General features: G+C 58.5%; 17 protein-coding genes. 12 read left to right on the plus strand and 5 right to left on the minus strand.

The annotated features are described in order from the left end of the window. The first annotated feature begins 38 nt into the window (after positions 1-38). Together G6R15_RS17010 and G6R15_RS17015 are read left to right on the plus strand one after the other, a co-directional pair. Positions 39-1,862 (plus strand): ABC transporter ATP-binding protein/permease, encoded by a 1,824-nt coding sequence (locus G6R15_RS17010; protein WP_164661175.1) that lies wholly within the window; start codon positions 39-41, stop codon positions 1,860-1,862. 69 nt (positions 1,863-1,931) lie between these two features. After that, on the plus strand, positions 1,932-3,488 hold the full coding sequence (locus G6R15_RS17015) for a phospholipase D family protein (protein ID WP_164661176.1): 1,557 nt from the start codon (positions 1,932-1,934) through the stop codon (positions 3,486-3,488). Between the two features lie 17 nt (positions 3,489-3,505). Here the strand turns inward: G6R15_RS17015 and G6R15_RS17020 are convergent, their stop codons facing one another. Both G6R15_RS17020 and G6R15_RS17025 read right to left on the minus strand, forming a co-directional pair. Beyond that, positions 3,506-7,288, minus strand: a complete 3,783-nt coding sequence (locus G6R15_RS17020) for an efflux RND transporter permease subunit (RefSeq protein ID WP_164661177.1) — start codon at positions 7,286-7,288, stop codon at positions 3,506-3,508. Further along, entirely contained in the window at positions 7,285-8,532 is a 1,248-nt protein-coding gene (locus tag G6R15_RS17025) for an efflux RND transporter periplasmic adaptor subunit (protein WP_164661178.1), read from the minus strand. Before G6R15_RS17025 ends, G6R15_RS17020 begins: the two co-directional genes overlap by 4 nt. Before the next feature lie 226 nt (positions 8,533-8,758). Here G6R15_RS17025 and G6R15_RS17030 point away from each other — a divergent pair, with 226 nt between their 5' ends. From G6R15_RS17030 to G6R15_RS17050, 5 genes are all read left to right on the plus strand, one after another. Beyond that, the gene (locus G6R15_RS17030; RefSeq protein WP_164661179.1) at positions 8,759-9,430 is read left to right on the plus strand and encodes a hypothetical protein; all 672 of its coding nucleotides are present in this window, start codon (positions 8,759-8,761) and stop codon (positions 9,428-9,430) included. A gap of 59 nt (positions 9,431-9,489) precedes the next feature. Then, positions 9,490-10,812, plus strand: a complete 1,323-nt coding sequence (locus tag G6R15_RS17035) for a PQQ-like beta-propeller repeat protein (RefSeq protein WP_164661180.1) — start codon at positions 9,490-9,492, stop codon at positions 10,810-10,812. Between the two features lie 52 nt (positions 10,813-10,864). Then, on the plus strand, positions 10,865-12,325 hold the full coding sequence (gene der / locus G6R15_RS17040; RefSeq protein ID WP_164661181.1) for a ribosome biogenesis GTPase Der: 1,461 nt from the start codon (positions 10,865-10,867) through the stop codon (positions 12,323-12,325). Between the two features lie 322 nt (positions 12,326-12,647). Continuing rightward, entirely contained in the window at positions 12,648-13,640 is a 993-nt protein-coding gene (locus tag G6R15_RS17045; protein ID WP_164661182.1) for a fatty acid desaturase, read from the plus strand. A gap of 92 nt (positions 13,641-13,732) precedes the next feature. Beyond that, entirely contained in the window at positions 13,733-14,359 is a 627-nt protein-coding gene (locus G6R15_RS17050; protein ID WP_164661183.1) for a helix-hairpin-helix domain-containing protein, read from the plus strand. A 51-nt stretch (positions 14,360-14,410) separates the two neighbouring features. Here the strand turns inward: G6R15_RS17050 and serS are convergent, their stop codons facing one another. The 3 genes from serS to G6R15_RS17065 form a co-directional block, all read right to left on the minus strand. Further along, entirely contained in the window at positions 14,411-15,703 is a 1,293-nt protein-coding gene (gene serS / locus G6R15_RS17055; RefSeq protein WP_164661184.1) for a serine--tRNA ligase, read from the minus strand. A gap of 121 nt (positions 15,704-15,824) precedes the next feature. After that, a complete protein-coding gene (locus tag G6R15_RS17060; RefSeq protein ID WP_164661185.1) occupies positions 15,825-17,243 on the minus strand; it encodes a pentapeptide repeat-containing protein in 1,419 nt (472 codons plus the stop codon). A gap of 54 nt (positions 17,244-17,297) precedes the next feature. Further along, a complete protein-coding gene (locus tag G6R15_RS17065) occupies positions 17,298-18,956 on the minus strand; it encodes a mechanosensitive ion channel family protein (protein WP_240336793.1) in 1,659 nt (552 codons plus the stop codon). Between the two features lie 207 nt (positions 18,957-19,163). Here G6R15_RS17065 and yajC point away from each other — a divergent pair, with 207 nt between their 5' ends. From yajC to G6R15_RS17090, 5 genes are read left to right on the plus strand one after another with little or no spacing between them, the layout of a single operon-like run. Then, positions 19,164-19,448, plus strand: a complete 285-nt coding sequence (gene yajC / locus G6R15_RS17070) for a preprotein translocase subunit YajC (RefSeq protein WP_164661186.1) — start codon at positions 19,164-19,166, stop codon at positions 19,446-19,448. A gap of 33 nt (positions 19,449-19,481) precedes the next feature. Then, complete coding sequence (gene secD, locus G6R15_RS17075; protein ID WP_164661187.1) at positions 19,482-21,143, plus strand: protein translocase subunit SecD; 1,662 nt, start codon at positions 19,482-19,484, stop codon at positions 21,141-21,143. Position 21,144: 1 nt separating this feature from the next. Beyond that, positions 21,145-22,113 carry a protein translocase subunit SecF gene (secF, locus tag G6R15_RS17080; protein WP_164661188.1) on the plus strand — a complete coding sequence of 323 codons (969 nt, stop codon included), beginning with the start codon at positions 21,145-21,147 and terminating at the stop codon, positions 22,111-22,113. Continuing rightward, a complete protein-coding gene (locus tag G6R15_RS17085) occupies positions 22,106-22,870 on the plus strand; it encodes a sulfite exporter TauE/SafE family protein (protein WP_164661189.1) in 765 nt (254 codons plus the stop codon). Before secF ends, G6R15_RS17085 begins: the two co-directional genes overlap by 8 nt. Further along, the gene (locus G6R15_RS17090; protein ID WP_164661190.1) at positions 22,870-23,223 is read left to right on the plus strand and encodes an Mth938-like domain-containing protein; all 354 of its coding nucleotides are present in this window, start codon (positions 22,870-22,872) and stop codon (positions 23,221-23,223) included. Before G6R15_RS17085 ends, G6R15_RS17090 begins: the two co-directional genes overlap by 1 nt. Positions 23,224-23,319 lie beyond the last annotated feature (96 nt).

Here is a 23,319-nt window from a genome sequence, read left to right on the forward strand (position 1 = left end):
GGCCAACATGTCAGACGTAAACAAATTAAAGGCAGGCCATGCGACGCAGTGCGCCAACCCATTCTGATGACAGCGTAACAGATGCCGAGCGCAGCTCGGGCTGGCGCACCTTGCGCAGGGTGGCCCCCTATTTGTGGCCCGATGACCAGGCTTGGGTGAAACGGCGGGTCGTTCTGGCCCTGGTGATGCTGGTGTTTGCCAAGATCATCGCCGTTTACACACCGATCCTTTACAAAGGCGCGGTAGACGGCCTGGCCGGCGAAGGTGTGCCGCCTTTGGCGCTTGGGGCCGTGGGGCTGACTGTGGCCTATGGCGTGGCGCGGATGATGACCGTGGGCTTTCAACAGCTGCGAGACGCGATCTTTGCCCCTGTTGGGCAGCGCGCACTGCGGGCTTTGGCGCTGGAAACCTTCCGCCATATCCATCGATTGTCGATGCGCTACCACATCACACGCAAGACCGGTGGCCTTAGCCGGATCATCGAACGTGGCGTCAAAGGCGTCGAATTCCTGCTGCGCTTTATGCTGTTTTCCATCGGCCCGCTGATCCTGGAACTGTTGATGATCGCGGTGATCCTGCTGTGGTTGTTTGATGTTTGGTATCTGGTGATCGTCGCCGTCACCATCGCGCTTTATATCTGGTTCACCTTTGCCGTGACCGAGTGGCGGGTGAAACTGCGGCGTGAGATGAATGATCAGGACACGGACGCGAACCAAAAGGCGATCGACAGTCTGCTGAACTTTGAAACGGTCAAGTATTTCGGCGCCGAAGAGCGCGAGGCCATGCGTTACGATGCTTCGATGCGGGCCTATGCACGCGCAGCATTGAAAACGTCCTATTCGCTGGCGTTTCTGAATTTTGGTCAGTCGCTGTTGATTACTGCCGGTCTGGTGGGCGTCATGGTTCTGGCGGCAGTCGGTGTGCAAAAGGGTGGTTTGACGGTAGGCGATTTTGTCATGGTCAACGCCTATATGATCCAGATCACCGTACCATTGAACTTTTTGGGCACCGTCTATCGCGAGATTCGTCAGTCGCTTGTGGACATGGGCGAAATGTTCGATCTGCTGGAACAGCCCTCAGAAGTGTCGAACAAACCAAACGCCAAGGCCCTGCAGGTGAACGGCGGAGAGATTACGTTGGAAAATGTGCGGTTCGGCTATGATCCCGACCGCGAGATCCTGAAAGGCGTGTCGCTGACCGTGCCTGCGGGCAAGACCGTGGCCATTGTTGGCTCGACAGGGTCGGGCAAATCCACCATCGGGCGGCTGCTGTTCCGGTTCTATGACGTGACTGGCGGGGCGCTAAAAATCGACGGGCAGGACGTGCGCGACGTGACACTGTCCAGCCTGCACGACGTCATTGGTGTGGTGCCGCAAGACACGGTGCTGTTTAACGACACGATCCGCTACAACATCGCCTACGGTCGCGAAAACGCCACACAAGACGATGTCGAGGCCGCCGCGCGTGCTGCGCAAATTCACGAGTTCATCGAAGAGTTGCCCGAAGGCTATGACACCAAGGTCGGCGAACGTGGACTGAAGTTGTCAGGCGGCGAGAAACAGCGCGTTGGCATCGCGCGCACCTTGCTAAAGAACCCGCCGATCCTGTTGCTGGACGAGGCGACCAGCGCGCTTGACACCGAGACCGAACAGGACATCAAAGAGGCGCTGGAACGCGCGGGCGAGGGGCGTTCGGTGATCACCATTGCACACCGTCTGAGCACCATCGCCGAAGCAGACCGCATTGTGGTTCTGGACAAGGGCGAAATCGTCGAGCAGGGCAGCCATGATGAACTGTTGGCGCGCAAGGGTCGCTATTCGCAGCTCTGGAACCGACAACAGGCGGACGCTGACGCGGCTTAAGGGCGGTTGCGCGGGGGCGACTTGCGCGGCTAGGCTGAACCGGATTGCATCTGCATCCCGGAGGCCTAAATGCTGAAAACCCTGCGATTTCTGATCATTGCTACGCTTTGTTATGTTTTCGCCAGCTTTGGCTTCCAGTGGCTTTTCCCGGTGCCTCACGATCCGGGTCGCGAGAATTCATCTGCGTTGCCTGCAAGGTCCGACACCACATTGGGCGGGGTTGTCTTGCCGCTGATGGAACAACACGTGGGCACTTCGGGGGTGGCGGGTTTGCAGGATGGGGCGGCGGCCTTTGCCGCGCGACTTCTGTTGATTGATGCCGCCGAGCAGAGCCTCGATGTGCGTTACTACATCTGGCAAAAAGACATCACCGGCCTGTTGTTGCTGGACGCGCTTCAGCGCGCAGCAGAGCGGGGCGTGCGGGTGCGGTTGTTGTTGGATGACAACGGCACGCCTGATCTGGACCCAGAACTGGCCGAGATGGACGCGCATGAAAACATCGAGGTACGTCTGTTCAACCCTTTCATGCTGCGCAGCCCGCGCATGGCGAGTTATGCGCTGGACTTTGGCCGGATCAATCGCCGGATGCACAACAAGAGCCTGACCGTGGACGGGGTTGCGACCGTGGTCGGCGGGCGCAACGTGGGCGACATCTATTTTTCGCGCAGCGAAGGGGTGAATTATTTCGATATGGATGTGGTGGCCATCGGCGATGCGGCGGCGGATGTGTCGGTTGATTTCGACATTTACTGGGCCAGCTCTTCGGCCGTTCCAGTCTCGGATGTGCTGGTGCCACGGCCTGTGGATGGGGGGATTCTGGATGCCTCGGTAGCGCAGATCAAGGCGCTGCCGGGCGGTGAGGCTTATGCCGAAAGCGTCCGCGCCTCGAACCTGATGGAGGAGTTATTGGACGATGCGCGCGGCTTTGACTGGGTGCCGATGCAGATGGTCAGTGACAGTCCGGTCAAGGGGCAGGGGGCGGCGCAGGAGGATGATCTGATGATGACGCGGCTGATCAAACTGCTGCCCAATCCTGAAATCGAAGTCAGCGTAATCTCAGCCTATTTTGTGCCCGGCAACCGATTTACCGAAGTTCTGACGACGTGGGCGGGGGACGGGATCAGGGTGCGCACCCTGACCAACGCGCAAGAGGCGACAGATGTACTGCCAGTGCACTCGGGCTATGTGCCTTATCGAGACCGTTTGATCGACGGCGGGGTCGAGGTTTATGAGCTGAAGTCCAATCAGGTTAAACCTGACCTTCTGGAACAGTTCGGTTTGGTGGGCTCATCGAACACCAGCCTGCACGCGAAGACGTTTGAAATTGACGGGCAGCATATTTTCGTCGGGTCGTTCAACTTCGATCCGCGCTCGGCCCGGTTGAACACCGAAATGGGCTTTTTGATCGACAGTTCTGAGTTGGCCGGGAACATGGCGCGGGGGCTGGACCGACAGTTGCCCGAACGGGCCTACAAGGTCGAGCGGGGCGATAGCGGAGAACTGCATTGGATTGAAACCGAACAGAATGGGGCAGATCACATCTACCCCAAAGAACCAAAAACCACCGCGCTCAGCCGCACGGTGGTTTGGATCATGGGGTTGTTGCCCATTCAATGGATGCTCTGATGAGCAAACGATCCGATCTATTCGGCGGCGCGCAGGGGCGCTCCGATTGTCGGCTGGGTGTCATCCGTCTCGGTGTCGGGCTTTGGTGTTGAAACCGGAGCGTCATCCCAGATGATCTCGGTCGCTTGCAGCTTTTTCGCTGACTTGTTCAACCGCATGTCGCGGGCAATCCTGCTGGACCGACCGCGGGTGGCGCGGGCCAACAGCCGACCGATCCAGACCGCGTAGGTCGTGAACCAGACCCGCAGCGCCAGGAACGAAGGTGTCACGATCAGCGTCAGAACCGTCGCGATGCCCAGGCCAAAGACCACCGCTGTCGCCAGCTGCTTCCACCACAGCGCAGTGGGGCTGTCGATGGAATAGCCGCCGCCGATGAAGTCCAGGCTCAGGCCGAACATCATCGGTGTCAGACCGGCCATCGTAGTGATGGTGGTCAGCAGAACCGGACGGATACGCGCCTCGGCCGTGCGAATGATCGCCTCGATCCGGGGCATGTAGCGGCTGTATTCCTGGTAAGTGTCGATCAGAACGATGTTGTTGTTCACCACGATTCCCGCAAGCGCCACGATGCCGGTGCCGGTCATGATGATCGAGAAGGGTTGTTGCATCACCATCATTCCGATCAGGACGCCGGTGGTCGACAGGATCACTGCCAACAGAACCAGGACCGAGTTGTAGAAGCTGTTGAATTGCGCCAACAGGATCACGAACATCAGCCCCAAGGCCGCCAGAAACGCGCTGGACAGGAAGGCCTGGCTTTCGGCCTGTTCTTCCTGATCGCCTGTCCATTCCCATTCCAGACCTGCGGGCAGGGGATTGGCCTCAAGCCATTCGGTCAGCACGCCGATGCGTTCGTTGGGGTTGATCGGTACGAATTTCGCTCCGTCGTCGATGGCCGTGGTCAGTGTGTCAAGGTCAGCGTCATCCAAAAAGGCAACGACATCAAATTCCGCGCCGGTTGCGTTTACTAAGGCAGGCCCTTGGGCAGAATCTCCATCAGGCACAGCGCGCAGGACCGCCAGACGGGTGTTGCTGCCGTCGTCGGCGGCAACTTCCAGGCTGATCAGCCCCGGTTCCACATCCGATTTGACGTCGAAATACCGTTTCTGGTCGACGCGTTTGATTTCTGACAGTTTCGCTACCGGTTTGCGAGTGATGAAGTTTGCCAGCGGCACCAAGCCATCCGGCGTGCGTACGCGCAGGGTGTCGAGCGTCGACAGCACCCGGTCGTTGTCGGGCAGGCGCACGCGGATTTCGATCTCTTCGTCGCTGTTGTTGGGGCGCATTTCACCCAGCAGGATACCGCGCGTCACCAGCTGCACCATTGCGCCCACGGTCACGACATCGGCGCCATAGCGACCGGCCTTGGCCACGTCGACCGAGATTTCCCAATCGATGCCGGGCAGGGGCAGCGTATCGTCGATCTTGATCAGACCGGGGACCGTGTCGAAATGCGCACGCGCCACTTCGGTGCTGGCGACCAGCTGGTCCCAATCATCGCCTTTGATGCGCAGGTGAATGGGTTTGGCTGATCCGGGGCCCTGTTCCAGCGCCTCGATTTCGGCCACGATACCGGGCAGTTTCGCCAGTTCAACGTTGATCTCGTCAATCACCGTGTTGCCGTCATAATCGGTCGCGGTGACTTCGCGGGTGAGCAACCCATAGAACCATGTTTCGGTCTCGGTGGGGCGGTTTTCCCACGGGATCATTTCGAACTGGACCTGACCAACCGTGTCAGCAGGGGACTGACCGCCGCCGGGGCCGCCGGTGTCCAAGCCACCTTCGCCCGCGAAGGAGAAGACGTTGATGACCGCCGGATGCTCGGCAATGATGTCTTCGACCTGACGGACCATTTCGTCCTTTTCGGTCAGCGACAGGTTGCCCCGTGCGCGCACATAGGTGGTGGCCTGTTCCGGTTCGTTTTCGACAAAGAATTCAACCCCGCGCGAGTTGGCGGGGAAAAGGACCGCAACCACATAGAACACCGCCGCAAAGACGGCCGCGATCGACACGATCGGCATGATCGGGTTGCCAACGAGGAACTTCACCACATGGCCAAACGGGGTGTGCCCCGTCTGGGTGCGAACCTGACGCGCCTGAAATGTGACCTTGGCGGCGCTCAGCGTGATCGAAGAGGCAAACGCTGAAAGGACAAAGAACAAGGCACCCGCAATCGACCCGCCGGGCAGAAAGTAACCGGGGTTCAGCATTTGCATCGCGCCCAAGAACATCCCGTAGAGCGATGGTGGCACCAGCAATGCGCGCACAATCCAAGGTGTGCGCGCACGCAGCCAATCTGATGCATAGGTGAACGTGCGGCTGATGCGGCCCGATACACCGCCCACGACGGGAAGGTACACCAGCGCAACCACCAGCGAGGCCGACAGAACAAAGATCAGGGTCACGGGCAACATACCCATGAACTCACCCGGAACACCGGGCCAGAACAGCATCGGCAAGAAAGCGCAAAGCGTTGTTGCCGTGGACGAAATCACCGGCCAGAACATGCGTTTGGCGGCCTCGACATAAGCGTGCATCGGGCCGATGCCGTCCTTGATACGCTTGTCGGCGTATTCCACCACAACGATGGCGCCATCGACCAGCATCCCCACGGCCAGGATCAAGCCAAACATCACGATGTTCGAAACGCTGATGCCCATCAAAGCGAGAAAGGCAAAGCACAACAGGAAGGAGGTCGGAATCGCAAAGCCAACCAACAACGCAGCGCGGCTGCCAAGGCTGGCCAGAACAACGATCATCACCAATGCCACAGCTGTCAGAACCGAGCCTTCGAGCTGACTGACCATAGAACCCACAACGCGACTTTGGTCATTTGATGTGTCGACGTGAATTGCGGTTTTTAGCTCGTCGGGCCATTCGGTTTGCGATTGTGCAAGCGTTTCTTTGACCTGATCCACTGTGTCGATCAGGTTGTAGCCCTTGCGCTTTACCACTTGCAAAGCAACGGTCGATTCACCGTCAAAACGTGCAGTGCCTGCGCGGTCTTCAAACGTATAATTGATCTGTGCTAGCTCGCCCAAGGTCACAACGCGGTCGCCGTTGACCTTGACCGGCAGACCATAGACGTCTTCGGCCTTCTTGAACGACGACGGGATCTTGACCGAGAACGTGCCCTGTTCGCTTTCAACTTCACCGGCTGCGATCAGCTGGTTATTGTTGTTCACCACATTAATCAGCTCAGTGGCGGTGACGTTGTACGCCTCAAGCCGCAGCGGGTCGATCACGACCTCTAGCATTTCGTCCCGATTGCCCGCGATCCCGGCTTCGAGCACAGAATCAAGTGCTTCGATGTCGTCCTGAAGCTCTTTGGCAATGCGCGCCATGGTGCGTTCGGGGACATCACCCGTCAGGCTGATGATGACGATCGGAAATTCCGAGAAATTGATTTCGGTAATCGTGTATTGTTCGGCACCGTCCGGGAAATTCCCCTGCGCTGTGTTCATCGCGTCGCGTACATCGGCAATGGTTGCGGACTTGTCCCAGCCGAATTCGAATTCGAGCAACACACCGGCATAGTTTTCCGCAGCGGTGGCCGTCATCTTGTCTAGGCCGTCGATGTCCACCATTTCGGTTTCCATCGGCTTGATCAGCAGGTTTTCACTGTCTTCGGCTGAAATCCCCGGAAATTGAGCCGAGACAAAGAGCATCGGAATGTCGATGTCCGGCTCGCCCTCTTTGGGCAGGTTCACGTAAGAATAGCCCCCAATCACCAGCGAGATGATGATGAAGGCGATGACCATCCGCGCCCGGGACGCGGCCCAGTCGACGATACCGGTCATTGCGCGGCCTCCTGGTAGGTGGGCACAACACGCACGCCCTGGGTAACGAATTCCTGACCCACAACGATCACGTCCGTCCGCTCGCTCAAGCCGCCAACCCAGACGCCGTCAGCCTGATCCTTGATCAGTGTAACAGGATGGAACTGAACAATGTTATTTGCCCCGACCGCGCGCACGCCCAGCTGACCATCATTGTTCAACGTCAGCGAAGATTGCGGCAGAAGATGCGCCAATGTGCCGTCCGAGGCGACGCCGATGGTGGCCGTCTGGCCGTCACGGATCAGCAATTCGTCGTTGGGCACGGTGATCTCGACCTCGAACGTGCGGGTGGTAGGATCCGCCGAACGGCTGAGGAAGGTCACGCGCCCCTGCACCTCAAGCCCTGTGGCCAGGCGCGCGCCAGCGGGCGAGCCCACGGTCACACGGTTTACTTCGGTTTCGGGGACAAAGCCCACAAGCTTGATGGGGTTCAACTGGATCACCGTGGCGCACAGGGTGCCGGGTTGCATCAGGCTGCCAATCTCGGCGGTGTCGCTTTCCAGCAAGCCACGGAACGGCGCAGTGATCGACAAGCGCGCAATTTCGCGTTCGGCTGCAGCCACCGCAGCGCTGGCGGCTTCGATCCCGGCGCTTGTTGCCTCCAGCTGTGCCTTAGCGCTTTCGATGCCTGCTTCGGCCGAGCTTACGGCGGCTTCGGTGGCGACGCGGCGGGTTTCCGAGGCGTAGCCGCCTTCGGACAGCTTTTGCGCGGCATTGTTGTTGATTTCGGCCTCTAGCAGGCGGGCTTTGGCCTCTTCCAGGCGGGCTTGGGCTTCGGGAACACGGCTTTCAGCCTCAAGCTTGCGGGCGTGCATTTCGGCCAGCACGGCGTCGCGGGTGCCGGTGTCCAGTTGGCAAAGCAAGTCGCCTTCTTCGACAAAGGCGCCTTTGCGCTTGGGTTCTGACACAACGATCGCAGAGGTTTCGGCGCGCACCTCTACCTGCCGGATGGCTCGGGTCTGGCCGCGCAGAACCACCGCGCTGTCGATCTGACGCGCAACGGATTTCAGGGCAACCACGCCAACAGCGTTTTCGCTTGCCTGTGCCACCGCTTCGGATGTGTCCTCGGGCGCGTCTGAAGGTGCCGCATCCTGGGCCTGTGCGGCGTCGCCCTTAGCAAAGGCCAACAACGCCTCACGCTCGAACACAGCCAGATACAACCCAGCTGTTACCAAAATCGCGGTGATGAAAGGGATCAATCGCATGTTGCGCCTTCCTGAAAATTCTCGGTTCTGTCCCACGCGCCACAGTCGGCACTTGGGCACCACATGGGGGTTGGGTTTCTCGATGTCTATACTGAACCGAACAGTTCAGATCACTTTTTTTTACTTATAGCACACATACGGCAGGCAAATGACGCATTTCCAACACTTGGCTTGATGCGAGGGGCACGGTATGAGGGGCTTCAACACTATGCACCAGGGGGCAGGGATGAGCGATACGGACAGTTTCATTGACGAGGTGACCGAAGAGGTCCGCCGAGACCGGATGTATCTGTTGCTGCGCCGTTACGGTTGGATTGCAGCCGTGGTTGTCGTCGGCGTTGTCGGTGGGGCAGCGTTCAACGAATTCCGCAAATCGCAGATCACTGCAAGTGCGCAGAGCTTGGGTGATGACATCATAGCCGCGTTGGCCGTCAATGACGCCGCCGACCGGGCAACGAACCTGGCAGCGATAGAGGCCGGTTCTCCCGGCGGTCAGGCCGTGGTTGACATGCTGACCTCGGCGGCACAGGCCAATTCGGATCAATTGGCGGCCTCGGTCGCAGGGCTGAACAATGTGGCCACAAATGGTGAACTGCCCGAGATTTATCGCCACATCGCCACCTTCAAGGCGTTGACCCTGCAAGCCGACACCCTGGACGTGGCCGACCGTCGTCAACAGTTCAGCGCATTGGCGGCACCGGGCGCGCCGCTGCGCCTTTTGGCCGAAGAACAATTGGCCTTGATCGATGTGACCGAAGGCGACGCATCGGCAGCCATTGACCGGTTGCAGGCGATCTTGCAGGATTCCGAGGCAACCACTGACTTGCAACAGCGCGCAAGCCAGTTGATTGTGGCCTTGGGTGCCACGCCCGAACCCCTGCCGGGGCAACAAGGCTAAGCCGGGCCGACTGAGAGCCCGGGCTTAACAGGAATTGAACAGGACAACAGGCCAGAGCGATGATTGCAAAGTTTTCCGTTTCCCGTGTCGGGGCCGCGTTTTTGGGCGGATCACTGCTGCTCTTGTCGGCCTGCGCAGAGCCCGAGGTCATCCTACCGGGTGAGCGAGAGGACATTCGCGGCGCAGATGCGCCGGTTGAGGCCGTAAACCAGTCCAAACCGATCAGCCTGCCAAAACAGGTGAGCAACACGACCTGGGCACAGAACTACGGCACGCCGGCGTTTCGCACCAATAACGCCGCAATGCGGGCCTCACCTCAGCTGATCTGGTCTACTCCAATCGGGGATGGCGATGAAAAACGTCGCCGGATCACTGCTGATCCGGTTGTGGCGGGGGGGCTGATTTATACGCTCGATTCCGGCGCTATCGTGACTGGCGTTGCGCCGAATGGTGGCGTCGTGTGGTCAACCAACCTTGTGCCCGATGGTGAGGATGCTGGCCAGGCAACCGGGGGTGGTATGGCTTATGATGGGGGCGTGCTTTACGTATCTTCCGGATTTGGCCGCTTGACCGCGCTGGATGCCAAGACGGGCGCTGTGCGTTGGCGTCAAAGGTTGAACGCCACTGGCAGCGGTACGCCTACTGTGCGCGACGGCCTTCTGTATCTTGTGGCGGGCGATGAAACTGCCTGGGCCATCAACACCAAAGACGGTCGCATTGCTTGGCAATTGAGCGGCACGCCAAGTGTCGGCAACGTTTTGGGTGCTCCGGCTCCGGCATTGACTTCGGATCTGGTGATCTTTGCATTTGGTTCTGGCGATATCGTTGCCTCGTTTCGCAAGGGTGGCATCCGGCGTTGGTTTGCCTCGGTAACAGGGGAGCGTAAAGGACGCGCCGCCTCGCGCATCGGGGATGTGACCGGTAGTCCAGTGGTTTCGGGCAGCACCGTCTATACTGCCAACCACTCGGGCCGTACCGTAGCCTTTTCCACCGAATCCGGCGAACGCAAGTGGACCGCGACCGAAGGCGCAATTGGACCGGTTTGGCCTGTTGGAGACAGTGTGTTCCTGGTCAGTGACCGAAGCCAGCTGATGCGGTTGAGCGCGTCAGACGGGTCGGTGATCTGGGCACGCGATCTGCCGGGGTTCGTCAAAGACAAGCCCAGAAAACGCGGCGCGATCTTTGCTCACTATGGTCCGATTCTGGCCGGTGGGCGCATAGTTTTGGCCTCAAATGATGGCTATCTGCGGCTCTATAACCCAACTGATGGCGCTCTTCTGGGGCAGGTTCCGGTCCCTGGTGGCGCCACGACAGGCCCTGTGGTTGCAGGCAACACGCTTTACGTTGTCGGCGCCAAAGGGCAATTGCACGCTTTCCGTTGACGACCAGATGCGCTAAAGGGCGCATCTTGAGTCCTTTGCAAAGTTTGGAACCATGTCGCTGACCCTCGCCATCGTGGGGCGCCCCAATGTGGGCAAATCCACTCTGTTCAACCGCCTTGTGGGCAAACGCCTGGCCCTGGTCGATGACCAACCGGGGGTCACACGTGACCTGCGCGAAGGCGAGGCCCGCCTTGGCGACCTGCGCTTTACCGTGATCGACACCGCCGGTCTGGAGGACGCGACCGACGACAGCCTGCAGGGCCGCATGCGTCGCCTGACCGAGCGTGCTGTGGACATGGCTGACGTGTGTCTGTTCATGATCGACGCGCGCACGGGCGTCACGCCTACGGACGAGATCTTCGCCGATATTCTGCGCAAACGTGCCGATCACGTGATTCTGGCCGCCAACAAAGGCGAAGGATCGGCCGCAGATGCAGGTGTGCTCGAAGCATTTGCTCTGGGCCTGGGCGAACCCGTTCGACTGTCCGCCGAGCACGGCGAAGGGATGAACGAACTTTATACTCACCTGATGCCGTTGGCCGACAAGATGGCCGAGAAGGCCGAAGAGGATGCGCCTGTCACTGACGTTGAGTTGTCCGAAGACGACAATGACGAGTTTGAGGTTCCCGCGATTACGGCGGACAAACCGTTGCAGGTGGCTGTTGTCGGGCGTCCTAACGCGGGTAAATCGACACTGATCAACAAGATCCTGGGTGAAGACCGTCTGCTGACCGGGCCAGAGGCTGGAATCACCCGTGATGCCATCTCGCTGCGCACCGAATGGTCCGGCACGCCGATGCGGATTTTTGACACTGCTGGCATGCGCAAAAAGGCCAAAGTGCAGGAAAAGCTGGAAAAGCTTTCGGTTTCGGATGGTTTGCGCGCGGTAAAGTTTGCCGAAGTTGTGGTGGTCTTGCTGGATGCAGAGATTCCGTTTGAACAGCAGGACTTGCGGATTGCGGATTTGGCCGAACGCGAAGGACGGGCTGTTGTTGTCGCGGTCAACAAATGGGATGTCGAAGAGAACAAGCAGGAAAAACTGCGTGACCTGAAAGAAGCATTCAATCGCCTGCTGCCGCAGCTGCGAGGCGCTCCTTTGATCACGGTGTCGGCCAAAACGGGCCGAGGGCTGGAACGCCTTCACGACGCCATCCTGCGCGCACATGACGTCTGGAATCGCCGCGTTCCGACGGCCGCATTGAATCGCTGGCTGATCGGAATGCTTGAACAGCACCCGCCACCGGCACCCCAGGGCAAACGCATCAAATTGCGCTATATGACCCAGGCCAAGACGCGCCCGCCGCATTTCGTTGTCATGTGTTCACGCCCAGACAAGACCCCGGACAGCTATTCCCGCTATCTGGTGAACGGGCTGCGAGAGGATTTCGACATGCCCGGAACCCCAATCCGTCTGGTGTTGCGCGGGCAAGGGGACAAGAACCCCTTCAAGGGCAAGCGCAAGAAACAACCCAGCAAACTAAGCAAACACCTCAAGGGACGTCCCAGTTCCTGAGTTGGAAAATTACTCCGCCGCTTTGATGTGCCTTCATCGGGTGGCCACAGGCGCCAAGCAGTCGCGGGCGCAGCCCGCGCCTGCTTGGCCCAACGGGAGAAGATGCCCCGTAAGGGGCCTCGACGACGGGCGGGAGCCCCCCGAATTGCCTCGACCCGACGTCATGATTTCACCCAAGTTGCCATCAACACGGGTGACGCGCTATAAAAACCCGGCTAAGCATGTTGTTAACGCACAAGTTTTTACCCAACCCCTCGGACTGGGATGGGCTTTGAAATGATTAAGTTGAAATGAACCGGGCCATCCAGGGGAGAGGAAGGGCATGGATCTACGGGAACATACGCGGGCCTATTGCAAGAAAGACAACCGACTTGCGAAGCTCAGCTACTTCGCCACATTTGCGGTCTATTTCTTATCGCTTTACCTGGCCATCACATTTGTGGACGTCTGGTATTTGATGCTGCCGGCGGGGATAGTGCACGCCTTTTCCGCCGTGCGCCTTTACGTGCTGCAACATGATTGCGGCCATCATTCCCTGTTTGAGACCCGTCAGCAGAACGAATTGGCAGGCCATGGCCTGTCCCCGTTCACCTTTGCGCCGTTTGAGGTGATGAAGCAGAACCACAACCTGCATCACGGCGGCATCGGGAACCTGGATCATCGCGAAACAGGTGAGATCAACACCATGACCCTGCGCGAATGGAACGCGGCCGGCTTTTGGCCACGCCTGTTCTACCGGCTCTATCGCAACCCGTTTGTGCTGGTGCCTGTGGGTGCGGCCTTTACCTATTTTGTACGCTACCGCTGGCCCAAGAATACCATGCGTTTCGGTCTAGTGGGCGTCTTGCTGCACAATCTTTCGATCCTGGTCTATCTGAGTGCGCTCTATGCCCTGGCCGGATCAACCGGCGTATTGGTGTGGCTGGTGTTTTCTTTCCTGGGCGGGATGATTGGCGTGTTTCTTGTCTACTTGCAGCATAACTTTGAGGACACATATTGGGATCGCCGCCCTGATCTCGATCCGCAGATCGCGGCCCTGCAGGGGTCATCAGCGTTGGATTTCGGCTGGTTCTTTGATTTGATTGTGGCCTGTATTACCCTGCACGACATTCATCATTTCAATGCACGTATACCGTCGTACCGCCTGCGAGCGTGCCATTACAGCCTGCCGCCTGAGGTTGCGCCGCGCCGGATCAAATTCCCCGAGGCAATTGGTGCGCTCAACCTCAAACTCTGGGACGAGGACAACAAGCGTCTCGTTCCTTTCCCAAAAGCCAATAGGGCGGACAAAAACGAAGGAGCGCTTGTCCAGTAAAATGGACCTGAGGGCCCGCTATTCGCAGTTTGTATATCTAATGTATATACAATTTTTCAAGAGATGAAGACGTTGAATTGAAAGGACTTATAATGACATCTGTTTCCTCTTTGCGGGGTGTCGGTAAAGCACTGGAACAAGCGTTGAGTGCGGCTGGATTTAAGTCGCTCGAAGATGTAGCTGGCGCGACGGAGGAGCAGTTGAGGCAGGTCCCTCGCGTCGGGGCAGCGCGCGCCAAAGCGCTTTTGGCGGCGGCCAGGGCCGACGCAACTACGGCGCAAGCGATCGCATCAAAACCAGCCCGCAAAGCCGCGCCCCGCAAATCTGGCGCCCGGACACCTGTCACGCGCAAAGCCCCTGCCAAGGCAACGGTCAAGCCGACGGTGTCTTCGGCGGCGGCCAAGACAGCTGCTGTGAAGCCCAAAGCGCAAGCCGCTGAAAAGATGCGCAAAGAGGCCGAGAAGGCCCGCAAGGATGAGAAAGCGCATAAAGAGGCGGAAAAGGCCAAGAAGAAGGCCAAGACCAAGGCCAAGGCGGCAAAGGCAGCAAAGAAGATCGAAGAGCTTGAGGCCAAGATCCAGAAGGCCAAGGAAAAGGCGAAATCGAACGCCTGGGCCAAAAAGGACAAAAAGGCCAAGTCCAAGGATAAAGACAAATCTAAGAACAAGCCGAAAGGCAAGACATCCAAGAAGAAGGATAAGAAAAAGGCGAAGAAGTAACCTTCCTCGCCATTTTGGTTCTTGTTTCAGCGGGCGATCAGCCCCCTAGGTTCAGCCCAGGTTGCCGTCCAACCGCAACGTGGTTTTGCCGCCCATATAAGGTGCCAGAACCTGCGGCAGGGTTACGGTGCCATCTGCGTTCTGACCATTTTCCAGCACCGCAATCAGGCACCGCCCCACCGCCAGGCCAGAACCATTCAGCGTGTGCACGAATTGCGGCTTGCTGCCATCAGCAGGCTTGAACCGGGCGTTCATGCGGCGAGCCTGGAATGCACCTGTGCTCGAAACGGAAGAGATTTCGCGATAGGTGTCCTGACCGGGCAACCAGGCCTCGATGTCAAAGGTCCGGCGCGCACCAAAGCCCATGTCGCCGGTGCACAGTATGACGGTGCGATAAGGAATGCCCAGCTGTTCCAGCAGATCCTCGGCGCAGCGCAGCATGCGCTTTTGCTCGTCGTCCGATTTGTCGGGGTGGGTCACTGACACCATCTCTACCTTTTCGAACTGGTGCTGACGCAGCATGCCCGATGTGTCCTTGCCCGCACTGCCCGCTTCGGAACGGAAACAGGCGGTGTGCGCGGTCATGCGGCGGGGCAGGTCGGCCTCATTCAGAACGTCACCGGCCACCGAATAGGTCAGCGTCACTTCAGACGTCGGGATCAGCCACCAGCCATTGGTGGTCTGATAGCTGTCATCGCCGAATTTGGGCAGCTTGTCGGTGCCATACATCGCCTCATCGCGCACCAGAACCGGGGTCTGCGTCTCGGTCAGCCCGTTCTTGTCCACATGGGTGTCCAGCATGAACTGCGCCAGCGCGCGGTGAATACGGGCGACGCCCTTGGTCAGGTTCACAAACCGGCTGCCGGATGTTTTGACGGCGGTTTCAAAGTCCATCGCCGCAGCCACGGCGGGGATGTCGAAATGCTCTTTGGGGGCAAAACCCAGCTCACGCGGGGTGCCCCAGCGGGTCACCTCGACGTTGTCGTCCTCATCCGCGCCCTCGGGCACATCGTCGGCGGGCAGGTTGGGGATGCGGGCCAGCTGATCGGTCAGCTTGGCGTCCAGCTCTTTGGCCTCGGTCTGCATCGTGGCCACTTCGGCCTTTTTGGCGGAAACCTCGGCGCGCAGCCGCTCGAATTCACCCTCATCGCCCTTGGCCTTGGCGGCCCCAATGGCCTTGGCGGCCTTGTTCTGCTCGGCCTGAGCGGTCTCGGCCGCCAGAATCTTGGCCCGGCGCGCCTCGTCCAGTTCCAACAGCGACGACGACATCGCATCATCCCCACGGCGTGCCAGAGCGGCATCAAAGGCGGCAGGATTTTCGCGAATAGCGCGGATGTCGTGCATGGGTCTTGTCCCTTTGGGTGATTCAACTGTGGGCGTTATGCCTGATGTACGGGGGGAAGGGTAGAGGGTGCGAAGCTGTCAACCTGTCCCGCTCGGACAAAGGCTGGGCAGCCCCTGAATGTCACTCCGCGTTTGGGCTGTCCCATGTCGAGGAGTCGTCAGGATCAAAGTCGATTACGTTAGGAAAGACATGCCACTGTTCAAGGAATTTACTGATTTCTAATGTTTCGTCCCTGTCGATTGCTCTAGTTAAACCTTTTGGTAAAGTCACCGAGCCGTCGTAGAATGTCTCGTCGATTTGAAGCTGAGACAGAATTAAATCTGAATAATCAGTCAGCTTCAAAGCTGCACCGCGGAGAGAGGTGGCCTCAAGACTGGTCGAAGCGCTCACTTTTACCCCGACTAAGTTTACCCCTTGCATCTTTGCTGACCCAAAGTTCGTGCCTTGCATTTTGGCCCCTGTTAGGTCGACGGCTTGCATGTCGGCTGAATCGAAGTAGGCCTCTTGTAAATCTGCAAAACTGAGGTCTGCCCCTTGCATTTTCGCACTTAAAAGGCTTGCGCCCCGTAGATCTGCACGTGTGAGGTCAACTTGCTGCATTTGTGCCTCGATGAAGAACACTCGTTGCAACTTTGCGCCGGTTAGGTTTGCCCCTTGCATGTCTGCTAAACTGATGGACGCCCTTTTCATATCGGCCCAGCCAAAGTTCGCCCATTGTGCACCCACCAATTCAAGGTTTGCCTGTTGCATATTAGTGCGGAGCAACATTGCTCCCTGCAACTGGGCCCCAGTGAGCTTCGCCGCTTGGAAATTCAAATCCTTGAGATCGAAACCCTGCAAATTGGCTTCGCGAAGATCGATGACTATGTCCTCCGAATTTACTCCTCTAGATTTCGTCAATCGTCCTAGCACTTGCGTCGCGTTTTCCATGTCTGAGCGAACGACGGTCAAATTTCTGGCCCATGCTCTCAACTCGATTAGCGTCATATCTTTAGGAGGCGGAACAGGAGGATGTTCTTTGGACAGTTCTCTAACGTAAACGCTCAGCATCATCGAAATTCGGAGAGCGACGTCTTTCCGCTCATTTGCTAACCCCTTGAGCCTGTCGATAGCTACGTTGCGGCGGACGATGTCGTCCTCCCAGATATTCTGCTTCAGATTGTCATCCCACCTTTGTCGAGTCGCGTGAAGGTCGGCGCTTGCAGCAATAATTTTTTCGTTAAACAGCGCTTCGTTTGCTGTATGCGCTTGCTTTTGAGCGACAACAGTCCGCCAGATCACAAACGGCACACCGATGATAGCGGCAACCACAAGGCCGATGTTGCGGATGGCGGCGCTTTGGGACACGGTGTCCTCGAAGCCACCCATTCCAGTGAGCGCCAAGAAGAACTCGTAGAAGACAAGGCCAACAAAGCCGACGATTAGGATCGTTCCAACAACTGAGATCAACCCACCCAACCAACGCGCCTTGGTGAAATCGGGCAGGGTGTTGATCCCCAGCCAGTCGGATATTTTGTTTGATTGTTTCGCGATACACACAACTCTCGAATAGGTTGCGCACACTATGACGCCATTGAACGTCAGGGTCGAGGGTTAGGTGTCGTCCATATGGGCCAGTTGGCCGCTCCAGTCTTTGGGGGGGATTTTGGCCTCGGGCGGGTCGGCGATGTAGGACGGCGTCATGATTTGCACGCCATTTTCCGTGAACACCGCCATGATGTTGCGGTGCAGGTCGGATTTGATGCGCGGGATGGATGCGCCTCGGGTCGTGTAGGCGTTGATTTGATAGTTGATCGCGTAATCGGCCAGCGCGGTCCACAGCACAAACGGGGCGGGGCGCGCCTTGAGGTCCTTGGTGCGGTGCGCGGCCTCGATCAGCATCGCCTCGACCTTTTCGGGGGGCTCTTCATAGCCGATGCCGACGGTGGTGTGCAGCAGCAGGCCCGAACCGTCGATTTTCTTGGTGTAGTTGATCACTTCAGAATTCAGAAGCTGTGCGTTGGGGATCGAGATCAGCTCGTTCTTGATCGACTTTAGATGCGTCTCCATCAGTTTGATCTGAACCACGTCACCGATGTGTTCACCGACCTGGATGCGGTCCCCCAGCGAGGTCGAGCGGCGATAGATCACGAACAGCCCGGCGATCACATTGCCCACGACCGAGTTTGACCCCAGCGACAGCATTGCCCCCACAAGAATGGTCAGCCCCTGAAAGGCCGCCGAATCCGAGCCGGGGATGTAGGGAAAGGAAAAGACCAACGCGATCAGGATGATGACCGTGCGGGCGATGTTGAAGGTCGGGTTGATCCAGTGCTTTTCGAAATCGCGCAAGCGAAAGGTCCCGGCCTCGACCGCGTCAAAGAACACCCGCATCCCTTTGATCACGTATTGGGTCAGCAGGCCGATGATGAGCAGCGTGATCAGATTGGGCAGATAGCCTACGAACCCCAGCACGATATTGAGCACCGGCTCGGTCACATAGACCAGAAGGATCTGCGCCACATAGCGGGTTTCGGCAAAGGCCAGCAGGATGAACGACAGGTAGTAATAGGCGCCCAGGAAGAAGAGCACGAAGAGGATGAAGTTCACGCCGAACCGGATCAAGGCCGCGATGGCGTCGGCCTGGACTTGCTCATTGGTGGCAGTTTCAACCTCGGCAAAGTTTCGGCGCACGATGGCATTGATTCCCAGTTTGAACCGCCTGCGCAGCCAAAAGATAAGGACCGAGAACAGCGCAAACCCGACGGTCCATAGACCTGCCTCGATTGCGCCGGTGACGCGGGCTTCGTTCGTGCGTTCGTTCCGATAGGACAGAATGGCATCGCGGATTGCATCGCCCTGCAGTTGAGCCAGCACATCCACATCCATCTGGTCCAGCTCGCCATCAGCGGCCGTCACGATGCTGATGGGGGTGCCATCGGCCAGGATCTCGATGCCCAGTTCGGTCTCCTGGAATGTGATATCGACGGTCTTTTTGGTGGAATTTGCGGCCAACGCGACGATGCGTTCCTGAACCAGAGCCACCCGTTCTGCCGCGGGCAGGGCGCTGGAGCCGCGCAATAGAAACAATTCATGCCCGTCGACAATGACGGTGGCCTGAAAGGTGCCGTCGGGTTCTTCTTCGGCCAAGGGCGGCGGGGGAACCTCGCTCTGAGCTTGAGCCGGTGGTGGGGTCATCGCGATCAGGACAAAACACAGGCCGATCAAAATCTGGCGCCAGAGAGGCCAAAGCGCGGTTCGTTCCTGTGTCATGATCTTCTCCCCTTAACTCGACTATATCGGCGCGAGCGGGCCTGCCTAGGACTTATCTGCAACGGTGCCCGAGAAAGAGCAGGGCCGTGACAACGTCGATGTCCCGCGCGGCGTCAGGTTCCCTTGCAAACCCCCCGGTCTGCGCATAGGTTCCGGCCAAATTTGCGAGGGGAACAGCCCCTTGCCTCTGACACAAAGGAATATCCCATGGACGTTGGTGCACTCGGTCAGTTTCTGCCGCTCATCCTGATCTTTGCCATCATGTACTTCTTGCTGATCCGCCCGCAGCAGAAGAAGGTCAAGGAACACCAGGCTATGGTCGATGCTGTGCGTCGCGGCGATCAGGTGATCACTCAAGGTGGTCTGATCGGCAAGGTTGTGAAGGTGAAAGACGACGGCGAGCTAGAGGTTGAACTGGCTGAAAACGTCAAGGTGCGCGTGGTCAAGGCCACCATCGCCCAGGTTCTGAGTAAGACCGAGCCAGCAAAGTAATCGCGACCTATAACACATTCAAAAGGCAGGGTAATGCTGCAAATTGATACCTGGAAGCGGGTTCTGATCTGGCTGGTTTGTGTGACCGGCCTGCTGATGGCCCTGCCGAATGCGTTCTACACGCGCGTCGAGCAAAGCAACGACGCGATCGCCGAGATCGAGCTGAAGGGTGAAACTCCCGAGCGGCTCGTTTTGGCGGAAAACTGGCCCGGCTGGATGCCATCCTCTCTGGTCAACCTTGGTCTGGACCTGCGCGGTGGGGCCCATCTGCTGGCCGAGGTCAAGGTTCGGGACGTCTATGCCAGCCGGATGGAGGCCATGTGGCCGGAAATCCGCGATGTTTTGCGTCCCGAACGCGCCACCATTGGCACCGTCCGACTGCAGCAATCCCCTGCGGATGAGATTCGCGTTCGCATCTCTCAGCCCGAGGGCATGTCGCGTGCGATAGAAGTTGTGCGTGAATTGGCCCGCCCGATCCAATCACTGACCGGTGCCGGTTCCACCGATATAGAGGTAAGCGGGCAGGGCGATGTTCTGACCGTGCGCCTGTCCGAGGCAGAAAAGCTGGCGTCGGACGACCGCACCGTGCGTCAGGCGCTGGAAATCATCCGCCGCCGGATTGACGAGGTTGGAACCCGTGAACCTACAATCCAACGCCAAGGCGCCGACCGCATCCTGATTCAGGTGCCGGGCATCGGCAGCGCGTCTGAGTTGAAAGAGATCATCGGGACAACCGCGCAGCTGACATTCAACCCGGTTGTGTCGCGCGGCACGGACGCCAATGCAATCGCAGGTGTCGGAAACGAAATCATCCCGTCAATCGGCGAAGACAGCGTTTACTACACAATCGAATCCGCGCCGGTCGTGACCGGCGAAGAGCTGGTCGATGCACAGCCCAGCTTTGATCAAAACGGTCGCCCGGCGGTCAGTTTCCGGTTCAACACATCCGGTGCGCGCAAATTTGGCGACTATACCCGAGACAACATCGGTTCGCCCTTTGCCATTGTCTTGGATGACGAGGTGATCAGCGCCCCGGTGATCCAAAGCCACATTCCCGGCGGCTCGGGCATTATCACAGGTAGCTTCACTGTCGAGGAAAGCACCAATCTGGCTGTTTTGCTCCGAGCTGGTGCCCTGCCTGCTGGGCTTGAGTTCCTAGAAGAGCGCACCATCGGTCCCGAGTTGGGTCAAGACAGCATTGACGCGGGTAAGATCGCAACCGTTGTAGCCTTTGTCGCCGTGTTGGTGTTCATGGCGCTCAGCTATGGTCTGTTTGGCATCTTTGCCAACATCGCTCTCATCATCAACGTCGGCTTGATCTTTGGTCTGTTGTCCACAATCGGTGCGACGCTGACCCTGCCGGGGATCGCTGGTATCGTGCTGACGGTCGGTATGGCGGTGGACGCCAACGTGCTGATCTTTGAACGTATCCGCGAAGAGCTGAAAACCGCCAAGGGCCCGGCGCGCGCCATCGAGCTGGGCTATGAAAAGGCGCTGTCGGCCATTCTGGATGCCAACATCACCACATTCATCACGGCCGTAATCCTGTTTGCCATGGGGTCTGGCCCTGTGCGCGGCTTTGCCATCACGCTTGGGCTGGGGATCTTGACCTCGGTCTTTACCGCCATTTTCGTGACGCGCCTGATGATTGTCATCTGGTTCGAACGCCGCCGCCCCAAGATGATCGAGGTTTGATATGAGACTGAAACTTGTCCCCCAAAGTACCTCGTTCGACTTTTTCAGCCGCTGGAAGCTGTGGTTGGGTATTTCGGCCCTGATGATGGTGGTTGGTATGGCGTCGTTCGCCTATCAGGGCCTGAACTTCGGCATCGATTTCCGCGGCGGTACAACGGTGCGAACTGAAAGTGCACAGCCCGTGGATGTCGCGGCTTATCGCGCCGCGATGGCCCCACTTGGCCTGGGTGACATCTCGATCACCGAGGTGTTCGACCCAACTTTTGAAGACGACGAAAACGTGGCCATGATCCGCATCCAAGCCCAAGAAGGCGCGGAATCAGTCACGGCTCAGGTCGTCAACGACGTGCAGACAGCCTTGCAGGCACTGGACCCCGAGATCAAGTTCCCCTCGGTTGAATCCGTGGGACCCAAGGTTTCGGGCGAGCTGGTCCAGACCGCCGTTCTGGCCGTGGCGCTCGCCATCGGGGCGGTGCTTGTTTACATTTGGTTGCGGTTTGAATGGCAGTTCGCGCTTGGCGCGGTTGCGGCGCTGGTGCATGACGTGGTCCTGACCATCGGCATCTTTTCCGAACTGCAGATCAAGTTCGATCTGGCCATCATCGCCGCATTGCTGACCATCGTGGGCTATTCGCTGAACGATACTGTGGTCGTCTTTGACCGGGTTCGCGAGAACCTGCGCAAATACAAGAAAAAGGACCTCAAAGAGGTTCTGAACGTGTCCATCAACGAAACCCTCAGCCGAACGGTCATGACGTCGGTCACGACCCTGCTTGCGCTGATTTCGCTTTACGTCCTCGGTGGCGATGTGATCCGTGGGTTTGTCTTTGCGATGATCTGGGGCGTGATCGTGGGGACCTATTCGTCAGTCTTCGTGGCCTCAGCCATCCTGCTGTATCTTGGCGTCAAGCGCGACTGGTCCAAACCGTCGAACACCGCCGGCAGTCAATACGCAGACATCGATGCCTGAGACACTTCTGGCGGCGCTTGAGACGTCGGGCCTCTGGTGGCTTGCCGGGGCGGCCTTTGTCGCCGCCGTGGTGCGCGGGTTTTCGGGCTTTGGCACGGCGCTGGTGTTTCTACCCGCCGCTGCCCAGGTGCTGCCCCCCGTTTGGGCCGTGATCGTGCTGACAGTGATGGACGCCTTTGGTCCGCTGCCGATCCTGCCGCGCGCCTGGCGTGAATGCCACCGCAATGACCTGCGCAGATTGCTGATTGGCACGGTTGTCACAGTCCCAATTGGTGTGCTGATCCTTCGCAACACTGACCCCGACATCTATCGCTATGGCATTTCCGGGCTGGCGCTGATCATGCTGGTAATTTTGCTCTCGGGCTTTCGCTATTCGGGAGAGGTCTCGCGCCCGATGGTCTATGGCATCGGCGGCGGTGCAGGGTTTGTCGGTGGCGTCGCCGGCTTGCCGGGACCGGTTGTGATCCTGTTCTACATGGCCAGCCGCCATGGCCCAACAGTGATTCGTGCCAACACGCTGCTCTATCTCTGGGCTTTTGATATCTTGTTTTTCACTGCTCTGATCTTGCAGGGGGGCTTTGTGGGCACCGCCGCCTGGATCGGCCTGTTCATGGTTGTGCCGACATTCATTGGCAATCTCATCGGAACTGCTATCTTCAATCCTGACCGCGAGCGGCTGTATCGCACTGCCGCCTATGTCATCATCGCTGCCTCGGCTATTTCGGGGCTGCCTTTCTGGAACACTGGAGCGCACTGATGCAGCTGAACGAGATGTCATTCACAGGTGCGGTCCCAGTTGATGGATATGGACCGGGGTTCTTCCGCGTGGGTGGAAACGTGGTTCAAGGCGGGCTTATTACAGGTCCCAATGGCACCGCCAACTGGGGCGGTTACGAGGATACCGAAGCCCTGCTGGCTCTGGCAGACGATATCGACGTGCTCTTTGTCGGTACAGGCGCCGAGATCGCCCATGTTCCCGCCGACCTGCGCCAATCTCTCGAAGCCGCAGGCCTGGGTGTCGAAGTGATGAATTCGCCCGCCGCTTGCCGCACCTACAACGTCCTGTTGTCCGAAGGCCGCCGCATCGCATTGGCCGCGTTGCCTGTCTGATCCGCTTCTTGATCTGGCCAAGAATATTCCGGGGAGCGCCAGGGGCATCGTCCATGGTTCTTGAACCAATGGCGAACCATGAACGATACTCGCTCC

Source organism: Tropicibacter sp. Alg240-R139, from assembly GCF_900537075.1.
In the GTDB taxonomy this organism is placed as follows: domain Bacteria; phylum Pseudomonadota; class Alphaproteobacteria; order Rhodobacterales; family Rhodobacteraceae; genus Falsiruegeria.